15 protein-coding genes, 2 tRNA genes and 2 pseudogenes are annotated in these 21,564 nt (G+C 53.3%); 2 read left to right on the top strand and 17 right to left on the bottom strand.

Annotated features, from left to right (window positions below):
- Window positions 1–249: 249 nt before the first annotated feature.
- From POTG_RS23275 to POTG_RS14780, 9 genes and pseudogenes are all read right to left on the bottom strand, one after another.
- A pseudogene (locus tag POTG_RS23275) lies at window positions 250–363 on the bottom strand (IS200/IS605 family transposase); the annotation flags it as partial.
- Between the two features lie 774 nt (window positions 364–1,137).
- Window positions 1,138–1,211 (bottom strand) — tRNA-Ile (locus tag POTG_RS14810).
- 14 nt (window positions 1,212–1,225) lie between these two features.
- Window positions 1,226–1,299, bottom strand: a tRNA-Met gene (locus POTG_RS14805).
- A gap of 61 nt (window positions 1,300–1,360) precedes the next feature.
- Complete coding sequence (locus POTG_RS23965) at window positions 1,361–1,525, bottom strand: hypothetical protein (RefSeq protein ID WP_009225643.1); 165 nt, start codon at window positions 1,523–1,525, stop codon at window positions 1,361–1,363.
- 143 nt (window positions 1,526–1,668) lie between these two features.
- Window positions 1,669–3,165 carry an ABC transporter substrate-binding protein gene (locus POTG_RS14800; RefSeq protein WP_009225642.1) on the bottom strand — a complete coding sequence of 499 codons (1,497 nt, stop codon included), beginning with the start codon at window positions 3,163–3,165 and terminating at the stop codon, window positions 1,669–1,671.
- On the bottom strand, window positions 3,162–4,046 hold the full coding sequence (locus tag POTG_RS14795; RefSeq protein ID WP_009225641.1) for an ABC transporter ATP-binding protein: 885 nt from the start codon (window positions 4,044–4,046) through the stop codon (window positions 3,162–3,164). The genes POTG_RS14800 and POTG_RS14795 overlap by 4 nt, the downstream gene beginning before the upstream one ends.
- A gap of 3 nt (window positions 4,047–4,049) precedes the next feature.
- A complete protein-coding gene (locus tag POTG_RS14790; RefSeq protein ID WP_009225640.1) occupies window positions 4,050–6,950 on the bottom strand; it encodes an ABC transporter permease in 2,901 nt (966 codons plus the stop codon).
- Entirely contained in the window at window positions 6,950–8,050 is a 1,101-nt protein-coding gene (locus POTG_RS14785) for an efflux RND transporter periplasmic adaptor subunit (protein ID WP_009225639.1), read from the bottom strand. Before POTG_RS14785 ends, POTG_RS14790 begins: the two co-directional genes overlap by 1 nt.
- The gene (locus tag POTG_RS14780) at window positions 8,013–8,864 is read right to left on the bottom strand and encodes an ABC transporter ATP-binding protein (RefSeq protein WP_009225638.1); all 852 of its coding nucleotides are present in this window, start codon (window positions 8,862–8,864) and stop codon (window positions 8,013–8,015) included. Before POTG_RS14780 ends, POTG_RS14785 begins: the two co-directional genes overlap by 38 nt.
- A gap of 258 nt (window positions 8,865–9,122) precedes the next feature.
- On the opposite strand from POTG_RS14780, the gene POTG_RS14775 reads away from it, so the two are divergent.
- Together POTG_RS14775 and POTG_RS23270 are read left to right on the top strand one after the other, a co-directional pair.
- Window positions 9,123–10,718, top strand: coding sequence for an S-layer homology domain-containing protein (locus POTG_RS14775; protein ID WP_009225637.1), 1,596 nt, complete (start codon window positions 9,123–9,125; stop codon window positions 10,716–10,718).
- 229 nt (window positions 10,719–10,947) lie between these two features.
- Window positions 10,948–11,724: pseudogene (locus POTG_RS23270) on the top strand (transposase).
- A 124-nt stretch (window positions 11,725–11,848) separates the two neighbouring features.
- Here POTG_RS23270 and pyrE read toward each other — a convergent pair.
- From pyrE to POTG_RS23960, 8 genes are all read right to left on the bottom strand, one after another.
- Window positions 11,849–12,493 carry an orotate phosphoribosyltransferase gene (pyrE, locus tag POTG_RS14770; RefSeq protein WP_009225634.1) on the bottom strand — a complete coding sequence of 215 codons (645 nt, stop codon included), beginning with the start codon at window positions 12,491–12,493 and terminating at the stop codon, window positions 11,849–11,851.
- A 1-nt stretch (window position 12,494) separates the two neighbouring features.
- Window positions 12,495–13,262, bottom strand: a complete 768-nt coding sequence (gene pyrF, locus POTG_RS14765; protein WP_050769776.1) for an orotidine-5'-phosphate decarboxylase — start codon at window positions 13,260–13,262, stop codon at window positions 12,495–12,497.
- 226 nt (window positions 13,263–13,488) lie between these two features.
- Complete coding sequence (gene carB / locus POTG_RS14760) at window positions 13,489–16,701, bottom strand: carbamoyl-phosphate synthase large subunit (protein WP_009225632.1); 3,213 nt, start codon at window positions 16,699–16,701, stop codon at window positions 13,489–13,491.
- Window positions 16,702–16,705: 4 nt separating this feature from the next.
- Complete coding sequence (carA, locus tag POTG_RS14755; protein WP_009225631.1) at window positions 16,706–17,842, bottom strand: glutamine-hydrolyzing carbamoyl-phosphate synthase small subunit; 1,137 nt, start codon at window positions 17,840–17,842, stop codon at window positions 16,706–16,708.
- 52 nt (window positions 17,843–17,894) lie between these two features.
- Complete coding sequence (locus POTG_RS14750; protein WP_009225630.1) at window positions 17,895–19,202, bottom strand: dihydroorotase; 1,308 nt, start codon at window positions 19,200–19,202, stop codon at window positions 17,895–17,897.
- Between the two features lie 91 nt (window positions 19,203–19,293).
- Window positions 19,294–20,205, bottom strand: a complete 912-nt coding sequence (locus tag POTG_RS14745) for an aspartate carbamoyltransferase catalytic subunit (protein WP_036645636.1) — start codon at window positions 20,203–20,205, stop codon at window positions 19,294–19,296.
- A gap of 1 nt (window position 20,206) precedes the next feature.
- Window positions 20,207–20,752 (bottom strand): bifunctional pyr operon transcriptional regulator/uracil phosphoribosyltransferase PyrR, encoded by a 546-nt coding sequence (gene pyrR, locus POTG_RS14740; RefSeq protein ID WP_009225628.1) that lies wholly within the window; start codon window positions 20,750–20,752, stop codon window positions 20,207–20,209.
- A gap of 664 nt (window positions 20,753–21,416) precedes the next feature.
- Window positions 21,417–21,560: a hypothetical protein gene (locus POTG_RS23960; RefSeq protein WP_009225627.1), complete on the bottom strand. Its 144-nt coding sequence runs from the start codon at window positions 21,558–21,560 to the stop codon at window positions 21,417–21,419.
- Window positions 21,561–21,564: the final 4 nt, after the last annotated feature.

The raw sequence follows: 21,564 nt of genomic DNA, 5'->3' as shown, positions 1-21,564 counted from the left end.
TAATGTTCGCGCACAGGAGGAGGAAGTTCTATCATTCAGCGACCAAAGATTGTCCATGACGGCAAAGAGCTTGGGCAAGCTTTTTTTCACCTCATGATTTGGAGAGGCTTGAATCTTATTACCCTTGGAAAAGTCTCGTTTATTCGCAAAAAAATTGCCTACTATAAAACGCTCAATAGGAATCTTCGAAACCTTGATTTTAATTGAATCATAACCACCCGTTGGACGGGTGGTTTGCTATATTTCGATCAAATCTTTCCTCACTTGATTATAGATCTCTTTCCGTCTATACTTCGGGGTGAACACGAAATGTTATTTGCACATCCACTTCGTGTGAGCTAAACTATAGCTCTTGTTTGCCATCTAAGACTATTCCTTTCTTGATTTGAGCCTGAACATCTCAATTTTATGGGAATGGTCTTGTTGGTCAAACCTTTGTTCCCTCCACCCGCATAGCGGGTGGTTTTTTGTTTCGCACGCTTCGCGTACTCAACTGGCTAAAGCCGTAATAAAAGAGCCTGCGGGGTTCGCAGACTCATGGTATAATATGGCTTGTACAACTGAACTTGGGTGGGAAGTATCGCCTCCGGATCGGAGGTGATGCCAATGAATTTTTCGTTATCAGAAGTGATTATGCTCGGGATGTTTCTTCTCGCACTAGTCACCTATCTGAATAAACGAAAATAACCCGCCCAGGTTAGCGCCGAGGGAACGGGTTATTTTCAGCTTGTTCTGGAGGTTTCCCACCCAAGTGTTGTACAGGGAGTCGGCTGGCACCGGCTCCTATTTCTATTTTTATCTTAACATATCGTATCATATACCTCAATTACATGTGATACGAAAATGGAGCAGCACAAGTGCTTTTTAACATTTCGTTTCACCGTCCTTCTAACTCAATTCTACGAGCATCCAAGGCTTCTTTAGCCATCACCGAAAAATTACTTTGATTATTGTCAAAAATGGAATACAGGAATTTAAAATCATCAAGATTCATTTCTCTAAGTATTCGCTCCCACCACTTTTCAAATTACATGATCGAGGCCGACTAACCCCCAAATCAACAGATCGATTATCGGACAACTCTATCAATACCAAACAAAGCAAAAACCCCTTGCGCGGCAAGGGGTTTCGCACTTATGGGCCCTACAGGACTCGAACCTGTGACCAATCGGTTATGAGCCGACCGCTCTAACCAACTGAGCTAAGGGCCCGGGAGAACTTGGGATTGCGGGGGCAGGATTTGAACCTGCGGCCTTCGGGTTATGAGCCCGACGAGCTACCGGGCTGCTCCACCCCGCGTCAATAAATTGGCGACAATCAATAATATACACGATTCTCGCAGGGCACGTCAAGCCTAAGATTATGGAATAAATCGCACGCCATATTTGCCTTTGCGCGAGCGGAAAATTTCGATTTGCCGCATATCATCAAAACCGTAAATCCAACCGTCTTGCTCCAACCGTCGGGCGAGACATCCCGCTTGGAATTTCGTTCGATACAATTTATTGAAGTATACCCAACGCATGACTGTTTCGTCCATCCTTTCGTAAATTAGAGCAAATTGTTCATGTCTATAGAATGCCCAACCTTAACAAAAAAAGCCGCCGGATTTCGTCCGGCGGGCTTATATATATTTGGTAATTTTTTGTGCTCAATGCAAACCGCGATTTATCCTTTATATACGGCTCCTCCTGCTGCAGCCCCTTCCTCAGGAACAAATGGCGTACCATCCTCCTGGAATTGGGTTTTTGGATTGTTTTTAATCTCCTGCAGCATCTTGTTGCCCTTCTCTTCCCATTCCTTGAGCGCTTCCGCCGGCGTTTTCTTGTTCTCCAGTACCTCTTGGAAGAACTTACGTCCGCTGTCGGTCACGCTGTAAAGCCCTGGTTTTTCGCTCATCAGCTTATCTTGCTTCGGATCCGTTGGCGGCGTCGGCTTCAGCAAATAGAACGCTTGAATATTGTAGTCCAAGCCCATTTTCGGTTGGATGTACGATTTGCGGGCCAGCATTTCATAGGAGTTGCTCCGTGATTTAAGTTTTGCCCAATCCTCACCGTTAATGAATTTAATGAAGTCCCAAGCGGTTTCGGCATTTGGAGCGGCACTGTTGATCGCAAACGTATTGCTCAACCAAATACTTCCCCCGACACCCGGCTTTTCAGGATGGACCGGAACGGTTACGACGTCCCAATCTACAGGGGTAAAGTTTTTAATTTTCGAAGCGTTGTTGTTGGCGTCCGTAATTTCATTTACATAGTAGTTCTCACCGATCGCCATAGCTACTTTACCGGAGAGGAACAGGTCGCTGGTTACAGGGTTCCACTCGCCGTCCATCATCCCGCTGTTACTGTCCGGAATGATTTTATCCTTCGCCAGCTTGCTGATGGTTTCCCATACCTTCGTCCATTGCGGGGTATTGACCGTCATCGTTTCCGCTTTATCATCAAAGGTTTTGAGCTGCAGCGAGTTGACATAGTTGCTCTGCATATCCCAGAACGGATCGCTTCCGAGGTACCGGCTAAACGCGAAACCGTAAACCCGGTCTTTCCCTTCCCCTTTCGCCACACGGCGAGCCAAATTGAAGATATCGTCCCAGGTCATATTATCGGTAGGCGGTTCTACCCCAGCATCCGTAAAGAGCTTCTTGTTATAGAACAAGGCGGAGGAGGAGAACGAAGGAGTTAACGCGTACAGGCTGCCTTCTCCAAGATCCTTGATCCCGTCAATGACTGCCGGTACGAAGTCTGACGTATCGAACTTATCCTCCTGAATCATCGGATCAAGTTGTTTGACCATATTTTCCTTGATCAGCTGATTCAATACGGAAGTATCGGTTACCACGACATCCACCGGATTGCTGCCGGTCATAATTTTCTTCATGCTTTCCAGGTAGTCCGGCTGAACATATGGCTGTGAGTAGTCCTGGTAACGGTATTGACTTTGGTCGATGGCCGGTACAACCTCGATGCGAACATTGTGCGTGAACTCATACACATCGGTATACTGCTGGCGGAAATAAGAATCGTCATATCCCCCGTAAAGCACGCCGATGCGCAGCACTTTCTCCTGCTCAGGGTCTGCCGCTTTGCTGCCGTTACAGCCAGCCAACAGGCCAAGCGCCAGCGTGGCAGCCAGCGATACGGACAATAATTTCTTGAACCTCATGATGGATCCCCCTCCAATGATTTAGGTGCTGTAATAATGATTTTCTCTCCGTCAAACTCCATGCTCGCCCGTCCGTTGATCCCGACGGATTCCAGATATTCCTTCGGAACCTGTAAGCGTCCGACGCGGTCAACCACAACAAAGGCTTCGTGAACCTCCTGCAATCCCCCGCCTAGCTCTGCTGCCGCCAAATCCAGATTCGGATTACGCTTCAGGAATTCGGTGCTCGTTAAGCCGTCGCGGATGGCGACCACGCGGTCCACCTTCCCGGCCAGGTTCAAATCGTGCGTGACGATCACGACCGTGATGCCGAGCTCCCGGTTCACTTGCCGAAAGATCTGCATGATCTGATCAGAGGTGGCCGTGTCTACCGACCCCGTTGGTTCGTCAGCCAGCAGGAGCTTCGGTCGATTCGACAAAGAGATTGCGATCGCAACCCGCTGCTGCTCCCCGCCGGAGAGTTGATGCAGCTTGTTATGCATCCGGTCCCTTAAGCCAACCCGCTCCAGCAGCTCTTTTGCATAAGCCCGGTCCAGCTTACCGGTGAGCAGCATCGGCATCTCCACGTTCTCCAGCGCGGTTAAATAGGGCAGCAGGTTGCGGGCGTTGTTCTGCCAAACAAAGCCAACGGTGTTGCGTTTATATTCCACCAGCTGGTCATCGCGGATCTTCAGCAGATCCCAGCCTCCAACGGTAACCTGACCAGCTGACGGGCGATCCAGCCCGCCCAGAATATTCAGCAGCGTTGATTTGCCGCTGCCGCTGTTGCCGATGATCGCCATCATCTCGCCTTGTTCAACGGTTAAGTTTAAGCCTTGGAGCGCCACAACTTCGATATCTTCGGATTTGAAAATCTTGACGAGTCCTTCGCAATGAATCATCTCTTAGCGCTCCTCTCCCATTTTTACCGCCTGATGCACGCGCAGGCGCCGGATTTGCCAGAGTAGCAGGCCGGCTCCCATCAGGAGCATCACGAACACAACGACATAAAGCTGAAGCGTGTCTTGGTTATCGAATACGATTCGGAACGGCGGAACTTGCGTTGTGACATTATCCGCAGTTTGCAGGAACGGCAAGTATAGCTTGCCGGCAATCTTCCCGATCACGATCCCGAGCACGATGGATAAGCCTGCTGTCAAGATCTGTTCGGCCAGCAGCATAAACGTCAGCTGCTTGCGGGATAAGCCCATCGCCCGCAAAATCCCGAACTGGACGACCCGGCCCGATAAGTTGAAAAACCAGTACAACACGTACCCGATCAACGAAACGATGACCGAGACGAGGAAGCCGAGGCTTAAGATTCCAAATACGCCTCCCCGGGTTGGGTGCTTGCTTTGGGCCGCCAATTCACTGCGGACATCATCAACCGAATAAAGCTCAATTCCTTCCTCCGCCAGCTTCGGAATCAGCGGGGCGACTTTGGCCCCCGGCTTCATCTTCAGCCAGACTTCATAAGGAATAAGCGGAACTTGATCGTAGATATAGTCCAAATTCGCAATGATAAACGGCGTTTGATCCGGATATTGACTTGGCCAATACGGGATAATCCCGTATACGGCAAATTCCACCGCTTGCTCACCCAAGGCGACCGTGAACACGTCTCCCGGCTTCAGCTTGTATTTCTCCGCCAAGTTCGACGGGACTAAAGCTGCACTTTCATTCATCCCGAGAAAGTTCAAATAATTGTAGGGATGCGTGGGGAACAGGTCGTTCCGGAACCAGGCCACTTTGGCGAAATCGACATTGTCGATCCCCATTACATTCCCTTGGCCTGCCGAACGGCCGGAGATGATGATGTTCCCCTTCGTTTGGAGCACACGTGCCGCATGCTCGACGCCATCCAGCCTCCGAAAGATCTCAAACGGGGGCTCGGAATAGATCAGTTTGGACGGGGGTGGATTTTGCCCGCCGCCGCCCGGACCGCCGCCAGGTACTCCACCCGGGTTCCCGCCGCCGCCCGGAGCTCCCGAGCCGCCGCCTTGACCTTGGCCGGAGCCTCCTTGTGAAGGACGGGTGATTTCCGGCGTGCCTTCCCATACTGTTCGCATAATCACATCCGCTCCATATTTATAGAGCGTCCGCTCCGTCGAATTCAGATCGATCGTCCGAGCAGCTGAAGCGTTATATACACCAAGCCCCAGCGTCAGAACGAGCAGAATCATCAGCGGATAATAGGAAGAAGACGACCTGGACAGTTGCGTCAAACTTAGATAGTAAGGAACCGGCAACCACTTTTTGCCGATCCAGCCGATCAGCTTCAATAACCACGGGAACACCCGCAGGAAAAACAGTCCGATGGAGAAAATCGCCAGCGCCGGTACGAAGAACAGGAACGGTTGAACCTGCAGCTCATCCGTCGTCATCCCCGTCTGGAACGTCAGCATCTGCCGCTCATTAAACAGGTAGTACCCATAACCCGAAATCACCATCAAGACGATATCGATAAACCAGCGTTGCCAAAAGGGCGCCCGATCGGAGCGCGCTTGCTTCTGCTTCGCCTTGACAATCGAGGAACGGGCGAAGGAAATCGCCGGCAGCAGCGTCGACAAGATCGCGATCACAACCGCCACCGCCCCCAACACCAAGGCGTCGGCATTAAATCCTACCGGAATGGACTTGCGGTTCACGAACGTCAGGAAGCCGTCCGCCGAGCCGATGCTCTTCGACATAAACCAGCCGAGCAAAGGGCCTGCAATCAGTGCAACCACACCAAGGATCAGGCTCTCAAATAAATAGATGAAAATAATCTGCTTCGTAGAAGCACCGCGGCTGCGCAGAACAGCGATGTCACTTTGCTGCTTGTCGAGCGCCTGACGAGCGTTCATCACGATGAAATAGAACACCATGGCAATCATCGGTGCCGCCAGGGTAAACAGCAGCGTCTGCATTTGCAGGCTCTGCTTGCGGAAGTCGTTCAGCAGACTGCCGAAGGAGACATCCACCTTCGTATCTTTCAGCTTCTGGTATAACTCCACGTTCAGCCGTTCCAGCGTATCCGACAGCGGTGACAGCTGACTCGTCTTGATCTCACCAAGATCAAAAGCGTAATACCAGCTGGAGCTATGCAGCGGAATCGACAATCGATTCAGCAGTCCTTCATTAAAGGCTTGATCCGAGATGTAGAAACTGTTCATCATCCCTTCAAAGCCTTGGTACCAATACGGATCATTCTCATTCTCCGGCTGGAAGGTGCCAACAATCTTCACCTTAAGCGTCACATCCACGCCGCTGTACACCGGATACTCCATCACATCGCCAACGTGCAGATCCTGACGATACATCGCTTCCTCCAGCATCAGAGCCTCAAGCGTATCGCCATCCCCCTGATCCGAAAACAACCGGCCGCCGGATATTGTCACATGATCCTGTAAACCGCTCATGGACACGATGGACATCGTCCGCGTACGGCTCGCGTCAACCTTGGTTGGATCCTCCGGAAACACCTCCGTACTGCGGATGGATCTGGTGTTCACGTAAGCGTCAAACGGGAAGCCGATTTGCTCCGGCACCTCGTCGACAATGTATTGATTGACGGCGGATAGTGCACCCAAATCCGTCTTGGTACCGCCCGGCGCCTGGTAGCTCATGATCAACGAACCTGCGGGCAGCCCTTCGCTCTCCGCTTTCAGGGTGGTCGCAACGACCCGCTTCAGCGAACCGTCGGAATACATCGGAATGCTGACCGTAAACGAGACAGCGACGATGAGGCCCAAGAGTGTACTTAACGTCAGCCATTTCGTGTTCCACATTTTGCGGAACAACAAGCGTAATAAAGGAAGTCCCATTAACGACCCACTACTTTCTGCCCCGGCGTGAGTCCTTTAACAATTTCCACGTCGGTCGAGGTTTGCAAACCTACCTCAACATCGGCTTCACGTTTCGAACCGTCTTCCTCTACAACCTGGACGTAAGTACGCGAGCCGATCGTCCGCAGGGCGGAAATCGGAATTAACACTGCGTTTTCCTTGCGTTCCGTTACAATGGACACGCTAAGCGGCCGTCCACGTTCAAGCCCCTCCGGCCATTTGTCCAGTTCCACGATCAGGTACTTATCGATCGTATCTCTCTCTGGAGGGGTGCCGCTTCCGCCGCCGTTATCGTTGTCGGACGATCCGGTATCCACCGGCATCACCTTCACTTTACCATCGAACACACCCATCGCATTAATATCAACCTTGGCTTTCATGCCAACGGCAATCTTCGCTAAATCCTCCTTGGCAAACTGAGCTGCCACTACCAACGAGGACGTGTCGGACAGCACGGCTACCGTATCATATGCTTTGATAGCGGCGCCTTTCTGGGCGGAGACGGAAATGATCGTTCCGGAGAACGGCGCACGGAGTGTGCCGTCGGCGATCGTTTTCTCCAAATCCTCCAGCTCTTGGCGCTGTTCCTCAAAGACGATGGCGGCCTCCTCAAATTCGATCGGGTCCTTCTCGTCCTTCGTGCGCAGCAGCTCCTTCATGGAGATTTCCTGCTTGCGGAACTCCAGCTTCTTCTTCCGCAATTCCTTCTGCAAATCTTCGACATCCAGCTGAATGAGGGCATCGCCTTTCTTGACTTTGTCGCCCGCCTTTACCAGCACTTCCTTCACGTGAAGATTATCCTCTGTGAAAAATAACGGCTCCTCGCGCTGGCTCATGATCTTCCCGACCGCGCTGACGCTAAGCTCGATCGTCTCCGTGCGCACCTCGTACTCCGGCTTCTTCGAGATTGTCGGCGGCGTGATCACCGGCAGGTCCTCCTCCGCCTCTTCGTCCGGCAGCAAGGCGCAGCCTGTGGACGCAATTAACGTCAGGGACAGGGCGAATACCCCAAGCGTTCGAACCAGCCTCATCCCCCCTTTTTTATTCGATAAATCTGCCATCCACCATTTCGTAAACATGGTCCGCTACCTCCAGGATTGTAGGATCGTGAGTGGTCATACAGATCGTCACGCGTTCGGTCTGTATGATGTTCTTGAATACTGCCATGACTTGTGCTCCCATTTGCGAATCGAGGTTGGCCGTTGGTTCATCCGCCAACAACAGCTTTGGGCGATGGGCGATCGCTTTGGCGATGGCCACCCGCTGCTGTTCGCCCCCGGATAATTCGAACGGGCGGTGAAACATCCGTTTCCCGAGCCCGACGAGCTCCAGGCAATGCTTAACGCGCGGCTTCCATTCCTGAGGCGGAACTCCTGCCATACGCAGCGACAGTTCGACATTCTCCCAGGCAGACAGCAGCGGAAGCAAAGCATAGGCTTGGAAAATAAAGCCGATCTGATTCCGGCGCAGCAATGTACGCTTATCGTCGTTCAGCTCATGAAGCGGCTGGCCGCGGAACCAGATTTCACCGGAAGTCGGCTGATCCAATCCGCCAAGCATGTTGAGCAACGTCGTTTTGCCCGAGCCGGAGCGGCCTTTGAGCATCACCAGCTGGCCTGAAAGCACTTCCATGTCAATTCCCTTCAATACCTGGATTTCTCCTCCGCCCACCGGGAATGATCGGTGAACGTCTTTGACCGACAGAATCGGTCCGGTCTCCCTCTCTGCCTCCTCCTCGTGCACATCTTGGGCTGCAATAACCTCGGCATCTGCTTCTGCTAAGGCCGTCTTCTCCACGGCAGCGGCGGTCTCCCCCTCCGCACTTTCCGGTACCGGAGAATCAGCTCCGGGCTGAACTTCGACTTTTTCTTTTTTGCGAAGCCATCGCATCATTGTGTATCGGTCTCCCATTTCCCTAATTTGTGCTTCTCCTCTTCTTCCTTTACTTCCTTTTCTTGGATTTCTTGGTCTAGTTGGCCTTGTCTAGCAATACATTCACGTCTTGCATTATAAACGAATTAGGATGGCAAAAAGTTACAAGGTCATTAACGAAATCGTTAAATTTTTACCATATTTTTCGCACTGATGAATGGTTACAATTCTGTTAGAATTAAGGAGATTTCTACTAATTTCGGCAAGGAGAACTACTTCATGAAAAAAAAGATTCCCATCCTGCTCGCGGTAACGCTCTTATTCACCAATGCCGTTCTTCGGCAAGAGCCGGCCGCTGCCGATCTCCCCTTTAACGATATTTCAAACAGCTATGCGAAAGACGCAATCCTCCGCTTAAACGCGAACAATGTGATGAAAGGAACCTCAGGTTCAGAATTTTCTCCAACCCGCTCCATCACCCGGGCCGAGTTTATGACCACGTTGACGCGAATCTTTAAGGTGGAAGCGGCCAAATCCGCTGTTCCCGCCTATCGCGATGTACCAAGAAGCGCCTGGTACTACGGCACGATCCAAGCAGCCACGGAGCTTGGGCTTACCAACGGCTTGGGAGACGGGATCTTTAAGCCAAACCAGCCGTTAACCCGGCAGGAAGCCGCTTCATGGATCGTCCGCGCATTAAAACAAAACGCTGCCGGGAATTCGTCCTCCGGTTACAAGGATGAAGCGATGATCGCGACTTGGGCCAAGCCTTCGGTCAGCTCGATTACCGAGCTTGGTTTGATGCAGGGCAGCGACGGATTATTTCATCCAACACAGCCGATTACCCGACAGGAGACCGCCGTTATCCTGGATCGCCTGCTGCAGGACACCCGATGGACCGATGCGCTCGCGGCTAACGCGAACGAGGCAATCAAGCTTGGTTGGCAATTCGGTCAATCGACCGAGGCCTACAAGAAAGCGGTGCTGAAATCGAACGTGAATGTGCTGGTGCCTCGGTGGTTTTTTCTCGAAAGTACCGGCAAATTATCCGACTCCAGCGTCCCGTCCCTCGTAACCTGGGCAAAAAATAACGGCAAACAGGTTTGGGCCATGGTCGGAAACCGATTTGATCAGGAAACGACACATAAGCTTCTGGCTTCCAGCTTGCTTTCTTCCGAAGCGATCCAAACCTTGAAGTCCTACGTTCAAAAATACGGGCTGCATGGCATCAACGTCGATTTCGAAAATGTCGCAGCTTCCGATCGAAGCTTGTATACGGCCTTTATCGCCAAACTGGCACAGGAGCTTCATTCCGTCTCTGCCGTCTTGTCCGTAGATTTACCGCCGGATCTCGACACCGACTGGTCGGACGCTTACAATTACACGGAACTGGCGAAGAGCGCCGATTACCTTGTGATTATGGCCTACGACGAGCACTGGGGCGGATCTGCCGCCGGTTCCATCGCATCGCTTGGCTGGGTGGAGAACCACCTTCAAAAGCTGCTCGCCCAAATCCCCTCCGACCAACTCATTATGGGGATGCCGCTGTATACGCGGGATTGGAGCCTAAGCAGCACTGGAGCTACGTTGTCTTCCGAGGACATCACCCTCGCGGATCAAAATAACCGGATCAACCAATACGGCCTGAAGCCGAAATGGAACGACACGTTGGGCCAGTACACCATGGAGTATCGCAAGAACGGCACGATCCACAAAATTTGGCTGGAGGATGCCCGTTCCCTTTCGGAGAAGCTGAGGTTAGGCGCGAGGTTGGGAGTGGCCGGTTATGCTTACTGGCACATCGGCGGCGAATCGCCGGACATCTGGACGAGTCTGAAAAACGCGGAGAAATACGCAGGATATTCGTTTAAGTAACAAGCAATCATATGTAAATCATACGTTAAAGAAATGACCACCTTTGAGACAGAGCGATGCTGCTTCTCTTGGGTGGTCTTTTGGTGAAGGGCTATTGTTTAGACAAAAAAACAGCCCCTGCTGGAGAGCCCTGCAAAAGTCAACCTAAAATCTGTAAAAAAACAAACCCCGTGCCACGTAGGTACTGGATTTGTTATATAATAAAAAGAAACCGAGAGAGATGGGACCATTGCTACAGTCTGCCAAACAAATGACGGCATCTTTCCATGCCGAACTATACAAACTCATTCCCGAAGACCATCAATTGCGTAAAATTCATGAAGTCATCGACTTCTCTTTCATTCATGAACTAGTTCGTTCTTCTTACTCTGAATATTATGGGAGACCGGCTAACGAGCCAGAGCTCCTGTTTCGTTTGCTGTTTTTGCAGGTTCTTACAATCTGTCCGACGAACGGATGATCCAAGAAGCACAGGTAAACCTTGCTTATGCGGCAAAACGCCTATTCCGTGTCGTAGTCAAAAAGCATCCGAAGCTCGAAAAGAAACTCCCGCGGCTACCGGAACTGAAGAAAGATCAGGAGGATGCGGATTTCGTGATTTGCCCGGCAGGTGAGCACAGTATTCGTAAAGCTGTACAAGGAAGCAAGAAAAGTGGCGAAAGCCGTTCACTTGTCTTTTACTTCGATACGGAGAGGTGCAAGACTTGCCCGCTTAGAGAAGGTTGCTTGAAACCGGGAGCGAAAAGCAAGACCTATTCCATTCGGATGGTGGCAGAGCACTTCAAGGAACAAATCGAATTTGAGAACAGTGATACGTTTAAAGAACGCATTCGCCGCCGACCGATCATTGAACATAAGAATGCCGAACTGAAAAGATTTCATGGGATGACCAAGGCCAAATACCGTGGTCTATTTCGCATGCGAATACAAGCCGTACTTACCGCTTTCGTGGTAAATTGTGAAGCGAATGGTAAAGCTGAAAGAACAAATGCAGCCCGCCTCTTAAAGGAGAACGGACTGCATTTATTTGTTTTATGCCACATCTTAGTCGGAAGCCCTAGCGTCTTATGCCCTCAACCCAAAATGAGGGTGTTTTGCAGGGCTCTTCTGCTGGGGGTTGCTAACATACACTATGCATTTCCGAAGGAAGCCGGGTCTTGCCGCCAGGACTTTAATAGCTCCAGGTCTTCCGGCTGAATATCCCCGCGCTGTACGGCCACATCCATCAATGCCGTATAGTTGGATAAGGTTTGCAGCGGGATGTCGGCTTCAGCAAACGCCTGCACCGCTTTGTCGAGCTGATAGCTGAAGATCGCCAGCACGGCCAACGGTTCTGCACCCGCATCACGCACCGCCTGCGCCGCTTTGATCGAGCTGCCGCCGGTAGAGATCAAATCCTCGATGACGACGACCTTCTGCCCTGGCTTAATCAGGCCTTCGATTTGATTCTCCTTGCCATGTCCTTTCGCCTTATCGCGAATATAGGCCATCGGCAGCCCCAGCTTCTGCGCCGTAAACGCGGCATGCGGAATGCCGGCCGTAGCCGTTCCAGCGATCACCTCGGCCTCCGGATAGTCTTTACGGATCAGCGCGGCAAACGATTCAGCGATCAGATCGCGGATATGAGGATAGGACATCGTGAGACGGTTGTCGCAATAAATTGGCGATTTGATCCCGGAGGTCCAAGTAAACGGCTGATGCGGACGAAGCGCAACGGCTCCGATCTCCAGCAGGCTGCTGGCAATTTGCGCTTCGACGGATGGGGTATTTGTCATGCTACATCATCTCCTTAATGATCGTCTCCGCGGCTTCACGCGGGTTGGGGGCGGCGATGATCGGGCGGGCAACGACGATATAGTCCGTGCCTTGCGCCATCGCTTCGCCAGGGGTTAACGTGCGCGTTTGATCGCCTTTGGGGCTGTTCGCCGGACGAATCCCCGGTGTCACCGTCAGGAAGGCTTGTCCGCACTTCTCCTTAATTGCTGTAACCTCCAGCGGGGAGGCGACCACACCGTCCAAACCGGCTGAACGGGCCAGGTCCGCGTAATGCACGACAGAGGCTTCGACTTCGCCCGGGATGCCGATCTGCTCATTCATCACTTGCTTGCTGGTGCTCGTCAGCTGCGTAACCGCGATGATCTTCGGCATCGCCAGCGACGGGTCGGCTTCCAACGCCGCCAACGCTCCTTCTTTCGCCGCCTTCATCATATCGAGCCCTCCGGCAGCATGCACGTTAAACAGATCTACGCCGAGCTTGGTGACGCTGTTGGCACCACCTCTTACGGTGTTGGGAATATCATGCATTTTAACATCGAGAAAAACGGAGTATCCCCGCTGCTTTAATTCCCGGATCAGCTCCGGACCCGCCGCGTAGAATAGCTGCAGCCCCACCTTCATGAAGCAAGGGATGCCTTCCAGCTCCTTCAGCAGCTTCCGCGCCTGCTCCGCATCAGGGACATCGAGGCCCACGATCAGCTTCCCGGCCGCTTCTTCAAACGAACGCAAATCCGCTCTCCTCCATTCATGCTTGCGGCTCCGAAGCATCCTGCTTCCGAGCCGCCTTTTTCTTTGTCCTCTAACAGACCTGAGAGACCTTATTTATCCATTTCCCGGCTATTTCCCGCTGTAACGGACTCCATGGACTTTATTCAGCCCTCATGGAGCCACTCAGCTGCGATTTAAGCGAAATAAGGTCTCCTCGGTCCGTTAGAAATCACCATACGCCTAAAATCAGGTCAATAACGCCTCTGGTGTCCGTTAGCGCCTGCGATTAAAGCGCGGGCATCGCTTGGGAAGAGAAGTTGATCGTCTCCAACATCTCCAGCAGCGCCCGAACCGTATCCAGCGAGGTCATGCAGACAACGCCGTTCTCCACCGCTTCCCGGCGAATCCGGAAGCCATCGCGCTCCGGCTCTTTGCCCTTCGTCAAGGTGTTGATTACGAAGTGAGCTTCTCCGTTCCGGATCAGATCGAGGATGTTCGGCACCCCTTCGGACAGCTTGTAAACCGTCGTCACATGAATCCCCGCCTCGATCAGCGCAGAAGCTGTACCGTCGGTAGCAATGATCTTGTACCCCAGGCGGTAGAAGCCGCGCAACAGCTCAACCGCTTCTTGCTTATCCTTGTCGGCTACCGTAGCGATAATCGCCCCGGTCGAAGGAATCTTCATTCCCGCGCCGATCAAGCCTTTATACAGCGCCTTGGCGTATTGCGGATCGCGGCCCATGACCTCGCCGGTCGATTTCATTTCCGGCCCCAGCGTCGGCTCAACGCGGCGCAGCTTCGCGAAGGAGAATACCGGCACCTTCACCGCAACCTGATGGCTTTCCGGCCACAGGCCATTGGAGTAGCCCAAGTCGCTTAGCTTCGTACCGAGAATACATTGAGTTGCCACGTTTGCCATTGGAATGTTTGTCACTTTGCTCAGGAACGGTACCGTACGCGAAGAGCGCGGGTTCACCTCGATGACAAACACTTCGTTGTTGTAGATCACGAACTGGATGTTCACCAGACCCACCGTCTTCAGCTCGCGGGCGATTTTGACCGTGATCTCAACGATCTTCTCCTTCAGCTCTGCCGACAGATGCTGCGGTGGATACACGGCAATCGAGTCCCCGGAGTGAACCCCGGCACGTTCGATATGCTCCATGATCCCCGGGATCAGCACCGTCTCCCCATCGCTGATAGCGTCGACCTCTACCTCTTTACCTAGCATATAGCGGTCGATCAGGACCGGATGCTGCGGATTGATGTTCACCGCTTCTTCCATGTAGCGCAGCAATTCCTGGTCGGAGTAGACGATTTCCATCGCCCGGCCGCCCAGTACATACGAAGGTCTAACCAGTACCGGATAACCGAGCGCTTGAGCGGTTCCAACCGCTTCTTCTACAGAGGTTACCGTGCTGCCCTTCGGCTGAGCGATGCCCAGCTTCGACAGGAGCGCTTCGAACTTCTTGCGATCCTCCGCTTCGTCGATGCTTTCCAGCGAGGTTCCGAGGATGCGAACGCCTGCCGCTTGCAGCGGCGCCGCCAAGTTGATCGCCGTTTGGCCGCCGAACTGAACGATAACGCCCACCGGCTTCTCCTCTTCGATGACGTTCATGACATCCTCGAAGAACAGCGGTTCAAAGTAGAGGCGATCCGACGTGTTAAAGTCCGTGGATACCGTCTCCGGGTTGTTGTTGATGATTACCGCTTCGTAGCCGGCTTTTTGAATCGCCCAAACCGCGTGTACCGTCGAGTAGTCAAACTCGATGCCTTGCCCGATACGAATCGGTCCGGAGCCAAGCACCACGATCTTCTCTTTGTCCGTTTGAACGACTTCGTTCTCCGTTTCATAGGTCGAGTAGTAGTAAGGCGTAGAGGCTTCAAATTCAGCCGCGCACGTATCTACCATTTTGTAAACCGGCTTCAGTCCATGCTCCTTGCGGAAGCTCCTCACTTCAGCCTCCGTCAGGTGCGTGCCTGTCGGCTGTCCGGCGGCACGCAGTTCGGCAATCGCCCGGTCAGTAAACCCTAAGCGCTTCGCTTCATACAGCGTTTCATAGGAAAAGAACTCTTCTCCCGCAATCCGTTTCTCGAATTCCACCAAACGCTCGATTTTATCAAGGAACCACCAGTCGATTCCGGTCAGATCATGAATGAGCTGCAGCTTGTAGCCGCGGCGGAACGCTTCGGCAATCAGGAACAGTCGCTCGTCGTCCGCTTTGATCAAGCGATTTCTCAGCGTTTCATCGTCGATCTTCTCCACGCCTTTCAGATAGAGGCGATGCGTGCCGATCTCAAGCGAACGGACCGCTTTATGAATCGACTCTTCGAAGGTCCGGCCAATCGCCATAACTTCGCCGGTCGCTTTCATCTGCGTGCCCAGCTTGCGGTTGGCGTGAACGAATTTATCAAACGGCCAGCGCGGGATTTTGCTGACGATGTAGTCCAGCGTCGGCTCGAAGCAGGCGTATGTCTGCCCCGTAACCGGGTTGATGATTTCGTCCAGCGTGTAGCCCAGCGCGATTTTGGCTGCCATTTTCGCGATCGGATAACCCGTCGCTTTAGACGCGAGCGCCGACGAACGGCTGACCCGCGGATTTACTTCGATAACGTAGTATTGGAAGCTTTGCGGATCCAGTGCGAACTGCACGTTACAGCCGCCTTCGATGTTCAGCGCGCGGATAATCTTCAGCGAAGCCGAACGGAGCATTTGATACTCGCGGTCAGACAGCGTTTGGCTTGGCGCAACGACGATACTGTCCCCGGTATGTACGCCCACCGGGTCGAAGTTCTCCATGTTGCAGACAACGATACAGTTGTCGTTCGCATCGCGCATCACTTCGTATTCGATTTCCTTCATGCCGGCGATCGATTTCTCGATCAAGCATTGGCCGATCGGGCTGTAACGAATCCCCGACGCTACCGTCTCGCGCAGCTCCTCTTCCGTAGCGCAGATCCCGCCGCCGGTACCGCCCAGCGTATACGCCGGACGAACGATTACCGGATAGCCAATTTCGTTTGCGAATTCCAGCGCTTCTTCCACCGAGGTGATGATCGCGCTTTCCGGCACCGGCTGCTCCAGCTCGCGCATCAGCTCGCGGAACAGGTCGCGGTCTTCCGCTTTCTCAATCGAGGTCAGCTGTGTGCCAAGGAGCTTCACATTCTCGCGCTCCAGCACGCCTGCGCGGGCCAGCTCCACCGCCATGTTCAGACCGGTTTGCCCGCCGAGCGTGGGCAGCAAGCCGTCCGGCCGCTCCTGGCGAATGATTTGGGTGACGAATTCCAGCGTGATCGGTTCAATATAAACCTTGTCGGCCATGTTGGTGTCGGTCATGATCGTCGCCGGGTTGCTGTTAATCAGCACGACCTCGACGCCCTCTTCCTTCAGCGCTTGGCAAGCTTGCGTTCCGGCGTAATCGAACTCAGCCGCCTGACCGATAACGATCGGTCCGGAACCGATGACGAGAATTTTCTTAAGGTCTTTGTTGATCGGCATTGATTTACAGTTCTCCTTTCGCAGCGGCCATCAGTTCGGCTTGGCGAGGCTTTTGCGGATTTTGCCGCTTGTGCTCGCGGATCATCTCGATGAATCGGTCGAACAGGTAGCTGTTATCGTACGGTCCCGGTGCCGCCTCTGGGTGGTATTGCACAGAGAAGGCCGGGTATTTCTTATGCTTCAAGCCTTCGATGGTTTTGTCATTGTTGTTGATATGCGTCACTTCCAGCTCCGTCCCCGCGATGGACGCTTCGTTGACGGTGTATCCATGGTTTTGCGACGTGATGTAGCAGCGGCCGGTGGCCAGCTCTTTCACCGGGTGGTTCCCGCCGCGATGGCCAAATTTCAGCTTTTCCGTATCGGCGCCGCAGGCGAGGGCAAACAGCTGGTGACCCAGGCAAATGCCGAAGATCGGGTATTCGCCAAGCAGCTCGGAAATCATCTTCACCGCATGCGGCACGTCTTTCGGGTCCCCCGGTCCGTTCGACAGCTGGATCCCGTCTGGATGCAGGCGGCGGATTTCATCCGCGGTCGTATCATGCGGGACGATCACCACGTCGCAGTCGCGTTTGTTCAGCTCGCGCAGAATGCCGCTTTTCGCGCCGAAGTCGACCAGCACGATGCGTTCCTTCGAGCCGGGACTGCTGTACACGTGCTTCGTCGAGGTTTGCGCCACTTGATTGCGCAGCTCGGCGATGCTGGTCGCCAGCATCATTTCTTTTAATTCCTCCACCGATTTATTTGAGGTCGTCAAAATCCCTCTCATCGTCCCCTGATGGCGGATAAGTCGCGTCAGCATGCGCGTATCGATGTCGGCAATGCCGGGAATTCCGTATTCCTTCAGCAGGTCACCCAAATTGTACTGTGCCCGCCAGTTGCTTGGGGTCGGTTCATAGCGGCGAACGACAAAGCCGTGGATCGACGGCGTAATCGATTCAAAGTCATCGCGCGAAATGCCGTAGTTCCCGATCAGCGGATACGTCATCGTAACGATTTGTCCGCAATAGGAAGGATCCGACAGCACCTCTTGGTACCCCGTAATTCCCGTATTAAAAACGACCTCGCCGGTTTTGTCTCCTTCCGCTCCGAATGAGGTTCCGGTAAACAACGTGCCGTCCTCCAACAATAGTCTTGCCTGCATCCTGAAGCACTCCTTTATCCATAAGCTTAACTACTATTTTCTTATCCGCCCGTTAACGGGTCAGTTCTCGTTCATCGTTCCATACCAGTCTTCCTCGGACGATCGTTGCGACCGGCCAGCCCTTCAGCTTCCAACCGGCAAACGGGGTGTTGCGTCCCTTTGAGGCGAAGTCCTCAGGATCAACCGTCCGTTCCGCCTCCAGATCAACGATCGTCAGATCCGCTGGAGCTCCTGGAACCAAACGTCCGGCTTCCAGGCCAAACACCCGCGCCGGATCCGCAGTCATCCGCTGCACCAGCATCTCCAGACTCCAGCGGCCAGTTGCCACAAACTTCGTATACAGCAGCGGGAAGGCCGTCTCAAAACCAACGATGCCAAACGGTGCCAGCTGCATGCCTTTCGCTTTTTCCTCTTCGCTGTGCGGAGCATGGTCCGTTACGATGATGTCGATCGTGCCGTCCTCCAGCGCGGCGATGCAGGCTTCCACATCTCGGCGGGAACGCAGCGGCGGGTTCATTTTCCAGTTGGCATCCAATCCGGGGATATCCTCCTCCGACAAAACCAGATGGTGCGGACACACCTCCGCGGTGACGTTGATGCCAAGCTGCTTCGCCTGACGAATCAGCCGAATCGACTGCTCCGTGCTGACGTGGCACACATGGTAGTGAACCCCGGTCGCTTCCGCCAGCAAAATATCCCGCCCGACATGAATCGCCTCCGATTCGTTCGGGATCCCTTTCAGTCCGTGCTTGCGGGCGAATTCCCCTTCAGCCACCGGCGCACCTTCCACCAGTGAATTGTCTTCGCAGTGGGCAATCACCGGCATCCCAAGCGCAGCGGCCTGCCGCATCGCATCCTTCATCATTTGCGCGCTTTGCACGCCCACGCCGTCATCGGTGAAGCCGATAGCACCGGCCTCTTTCAAAGCGGCAAAGTCCGTCAGCTCGCGGCCCAGCTCGCTTTTGGTGATCGCCGCATAAGGCAGCACGTTCACCAGCCCGGCTTCCTCAGCCTTCTGCTTCACATAGCGGACTGTGTCCGGATTGTCGGTCACCGGCCGAGTGTTCGGCATGCAAGCGATGGTGGTGAATCCCCCTTTCGCTGCCGAACGCGAACCGGTTTCGATCGTTTCTTTATGTTCATACCCCGGTTCCCGCAAATGGACGTGCATATCGATAAATCCCGGAGTGACCAGTCTGCCTCCTGCATCGATCACCTGCGTCCCTTCCTCGGCGACCGGCTGCTCAATGGGTCCGGTTTTCTCGATGTTCGAGATCACTCCGTTTTCGATGACGATTTGAGCGAATTCTTGTTCTCCTTGTTCGTTTAAGATCTTGGCATTTATTACGACAAGCCGCATTCTGTTTTCTCCCCCCGCTGATTTTGAAGTACGATCCGAAAAATAACGTCCATCGCCCGTCGCCTAAGCTTCCAGGCACTCTACCTATTTGCTACAGCAAAGCGCGTTCCAGAACCGCCATGCGGATTGGAACCCCGTTTTGCATCTGCTTGAAGATGCGGGATTGCGGGTGCTCCACCACCGCATCGTCGATCTCAACGCCCCGGTTCACTGGTGCCGGGTGCATGATCAGCGCGTGCGGCGCAAGGCTCGCGGCCCGCTCCTCCGTCAAGCCGTAATGCAGTCGATATTCTTCGGCCGACTTAATCAGCCCGCCAACATGGCGTTCCAGCTGCACTCGCAGCATCATCACCACATCGGCGCAAAGCGCTTCGTCCATCGGAACGTAAGGCGCATACGCGCTGAGCTCCGGTGCTTGCATATTGTCCGGCGCGCACAGCTTCACTTCGGCGCCGAATTTTTGCAGCGCCCACAGATTCGAACGTGCAACCCGGCTATGCTTGATATCCCCGATGATCGATACCTTCAGCCCGCCGAGTTCCCCGAAGTGCTGCCTCATCGTATATAGATCCAGCAGCGCTTGCGTCGGATGCTCATTGTTGCCGTCTCCGGCATTCACCAGCGGTACCGATACCCGCTTCGCCAACTCCTCCAGCACACCGATCGGCTTCAACCGGATCACCCCGGCGTCAATCCCCATCGATTCCAACGTGCGAACCGTGTCGTAAATCGACTCGCCTTTCTCTACGCTGGAGGCGGCTGCCGCGAAGTTCAGCACCTGGGCACCCAGCCGTTTCTCTGCCATCTCAAACGAGAAGCGGGTGCGCGTACTGTTTTCGAAAAACATATTCGCAACAAAGTGCTCCTTCAGCACCGGAATCATCTTCTCTTCCTTGGCATCCCAATAGGCGGCCCGGTCGAGAATCGAGGAAATTTCCGCTGTGCTTAAATCCTTCAGCCCGAGGAGGCTGCGTTCTTTCAGTGCGGTTGCGGTCAGCGCCATCTTAGTTCCCCTCCCGTGCATGCAGGATGCGAACCAGATCGGTGCCGTCATGCTCGGTCAAGAGCACTTCGATTTCTTCCGATCGCGAGGTTGGAACGTTCTTGCCAACGTAATCAGCCCGGATCGGCAACTCCCGGTGTCCCCGGTCGGCGAGCACCGCCAACTGGATCGACTCCGGACGGCCGCAATCCATGATCGCGTCCATGGCAGCCCGAATCGTCCGTCCCGTGTAGAGGACATCGTCGAACAGGATCACTTTCTTGCCTTGAATCGATACCGGGAACGTGGCCTTGGCAGCCCCTTGGGCAGCATCCACTTTGTCGTCGCGATAGTTCGTTACGTCAAGCTCGCCCCATGGAATGGCGGTTCCTTCGATGCTCTCCAAGCGTTCAGCCAGCCGTTTCGCGAGGTAGACCCCTCTTGTTTTGATGCCTGCCAATACACAACCCTCGATGCCTTTGTTACGTTCCAATATTTCATGTGCAATTCTTGTCAGTGCCCTCCGAATCGCGGTTTCGTCCATAATGATATGACTTTCGTTGCTCACAGCTGCGACCTCCTTAGGGATAGGGTCACCTTGCATCGGTCCGTGATAGGCGCATAAAAAAACTCCTTGCCCGATATCCAGGCAAGGAGTCTTCAGCCATAGTTAACCTATGACTATCATGTAGGATTTGGGTATAGAGAACCGACTTAAATAAGCGCAGTTCGCCCATTTCCCCATTCACGTTACCTTGCCAGCCTCACGGGACTGAATTAAAGGTGCTTATGGTTTACATGAATTATGACAGAATGAAATTAGCCTGTCAAGACACCCTGCCGAGTTGGTAACCCCCCGATGCTAAGGTTGATTCATCTCCCGTGTTGAAGCCTGCTGTGATGCAGTTTTTAATAATTATACATTCAATGTTATATTTATTCAACCTTTAGTTTTCCCGGCTTATCCTTGATCTAAAGCTGGTTAATCAGCGCTCACTCCGTTCCTGATCTCTGTATAATCTCCCTAACATTCTGAATATTTAACCGGGATTCCAGGTGATGTAGGACAGCAAGGCCATAACGCAGAACAGGAGACTTGACGTAACGCTGATCAGAAACGCTATTTGGAGAAAAATGGGGCCTCATGCAACGTAACGCTTACAGGGGAGCTTATTTGCGATTTTTCAGTGCAAATGAGGTAGGTTTTGCCTAAATAAGACAGCTGGCCAGCGTTAAACGTAAAAATCTATGATTTTCGCCAAAATAAGCATTCTGGCAAGCGTTAGAGCAAAAGCGGCACCGGCATCGGCATCAACAACAGCAACAGCAACAGCAGCAGTAACCAGTAGCTGCAACAGCAAAACCAACATCAGCATCAGC

The organism is Paenibacillus sp. oral taxon 786 str. D14 (assembly GCF_000159955.1).
Classification (GTDB): Bacteria; Bacillota; Bacilli; order Paenibacillales; family Paenibacillaceae; genus Fontibacillus; species Fontibacillus phoenicis.
This window is presented reverse-complemented; position numbering and strand designations above follow the sequence as displayed.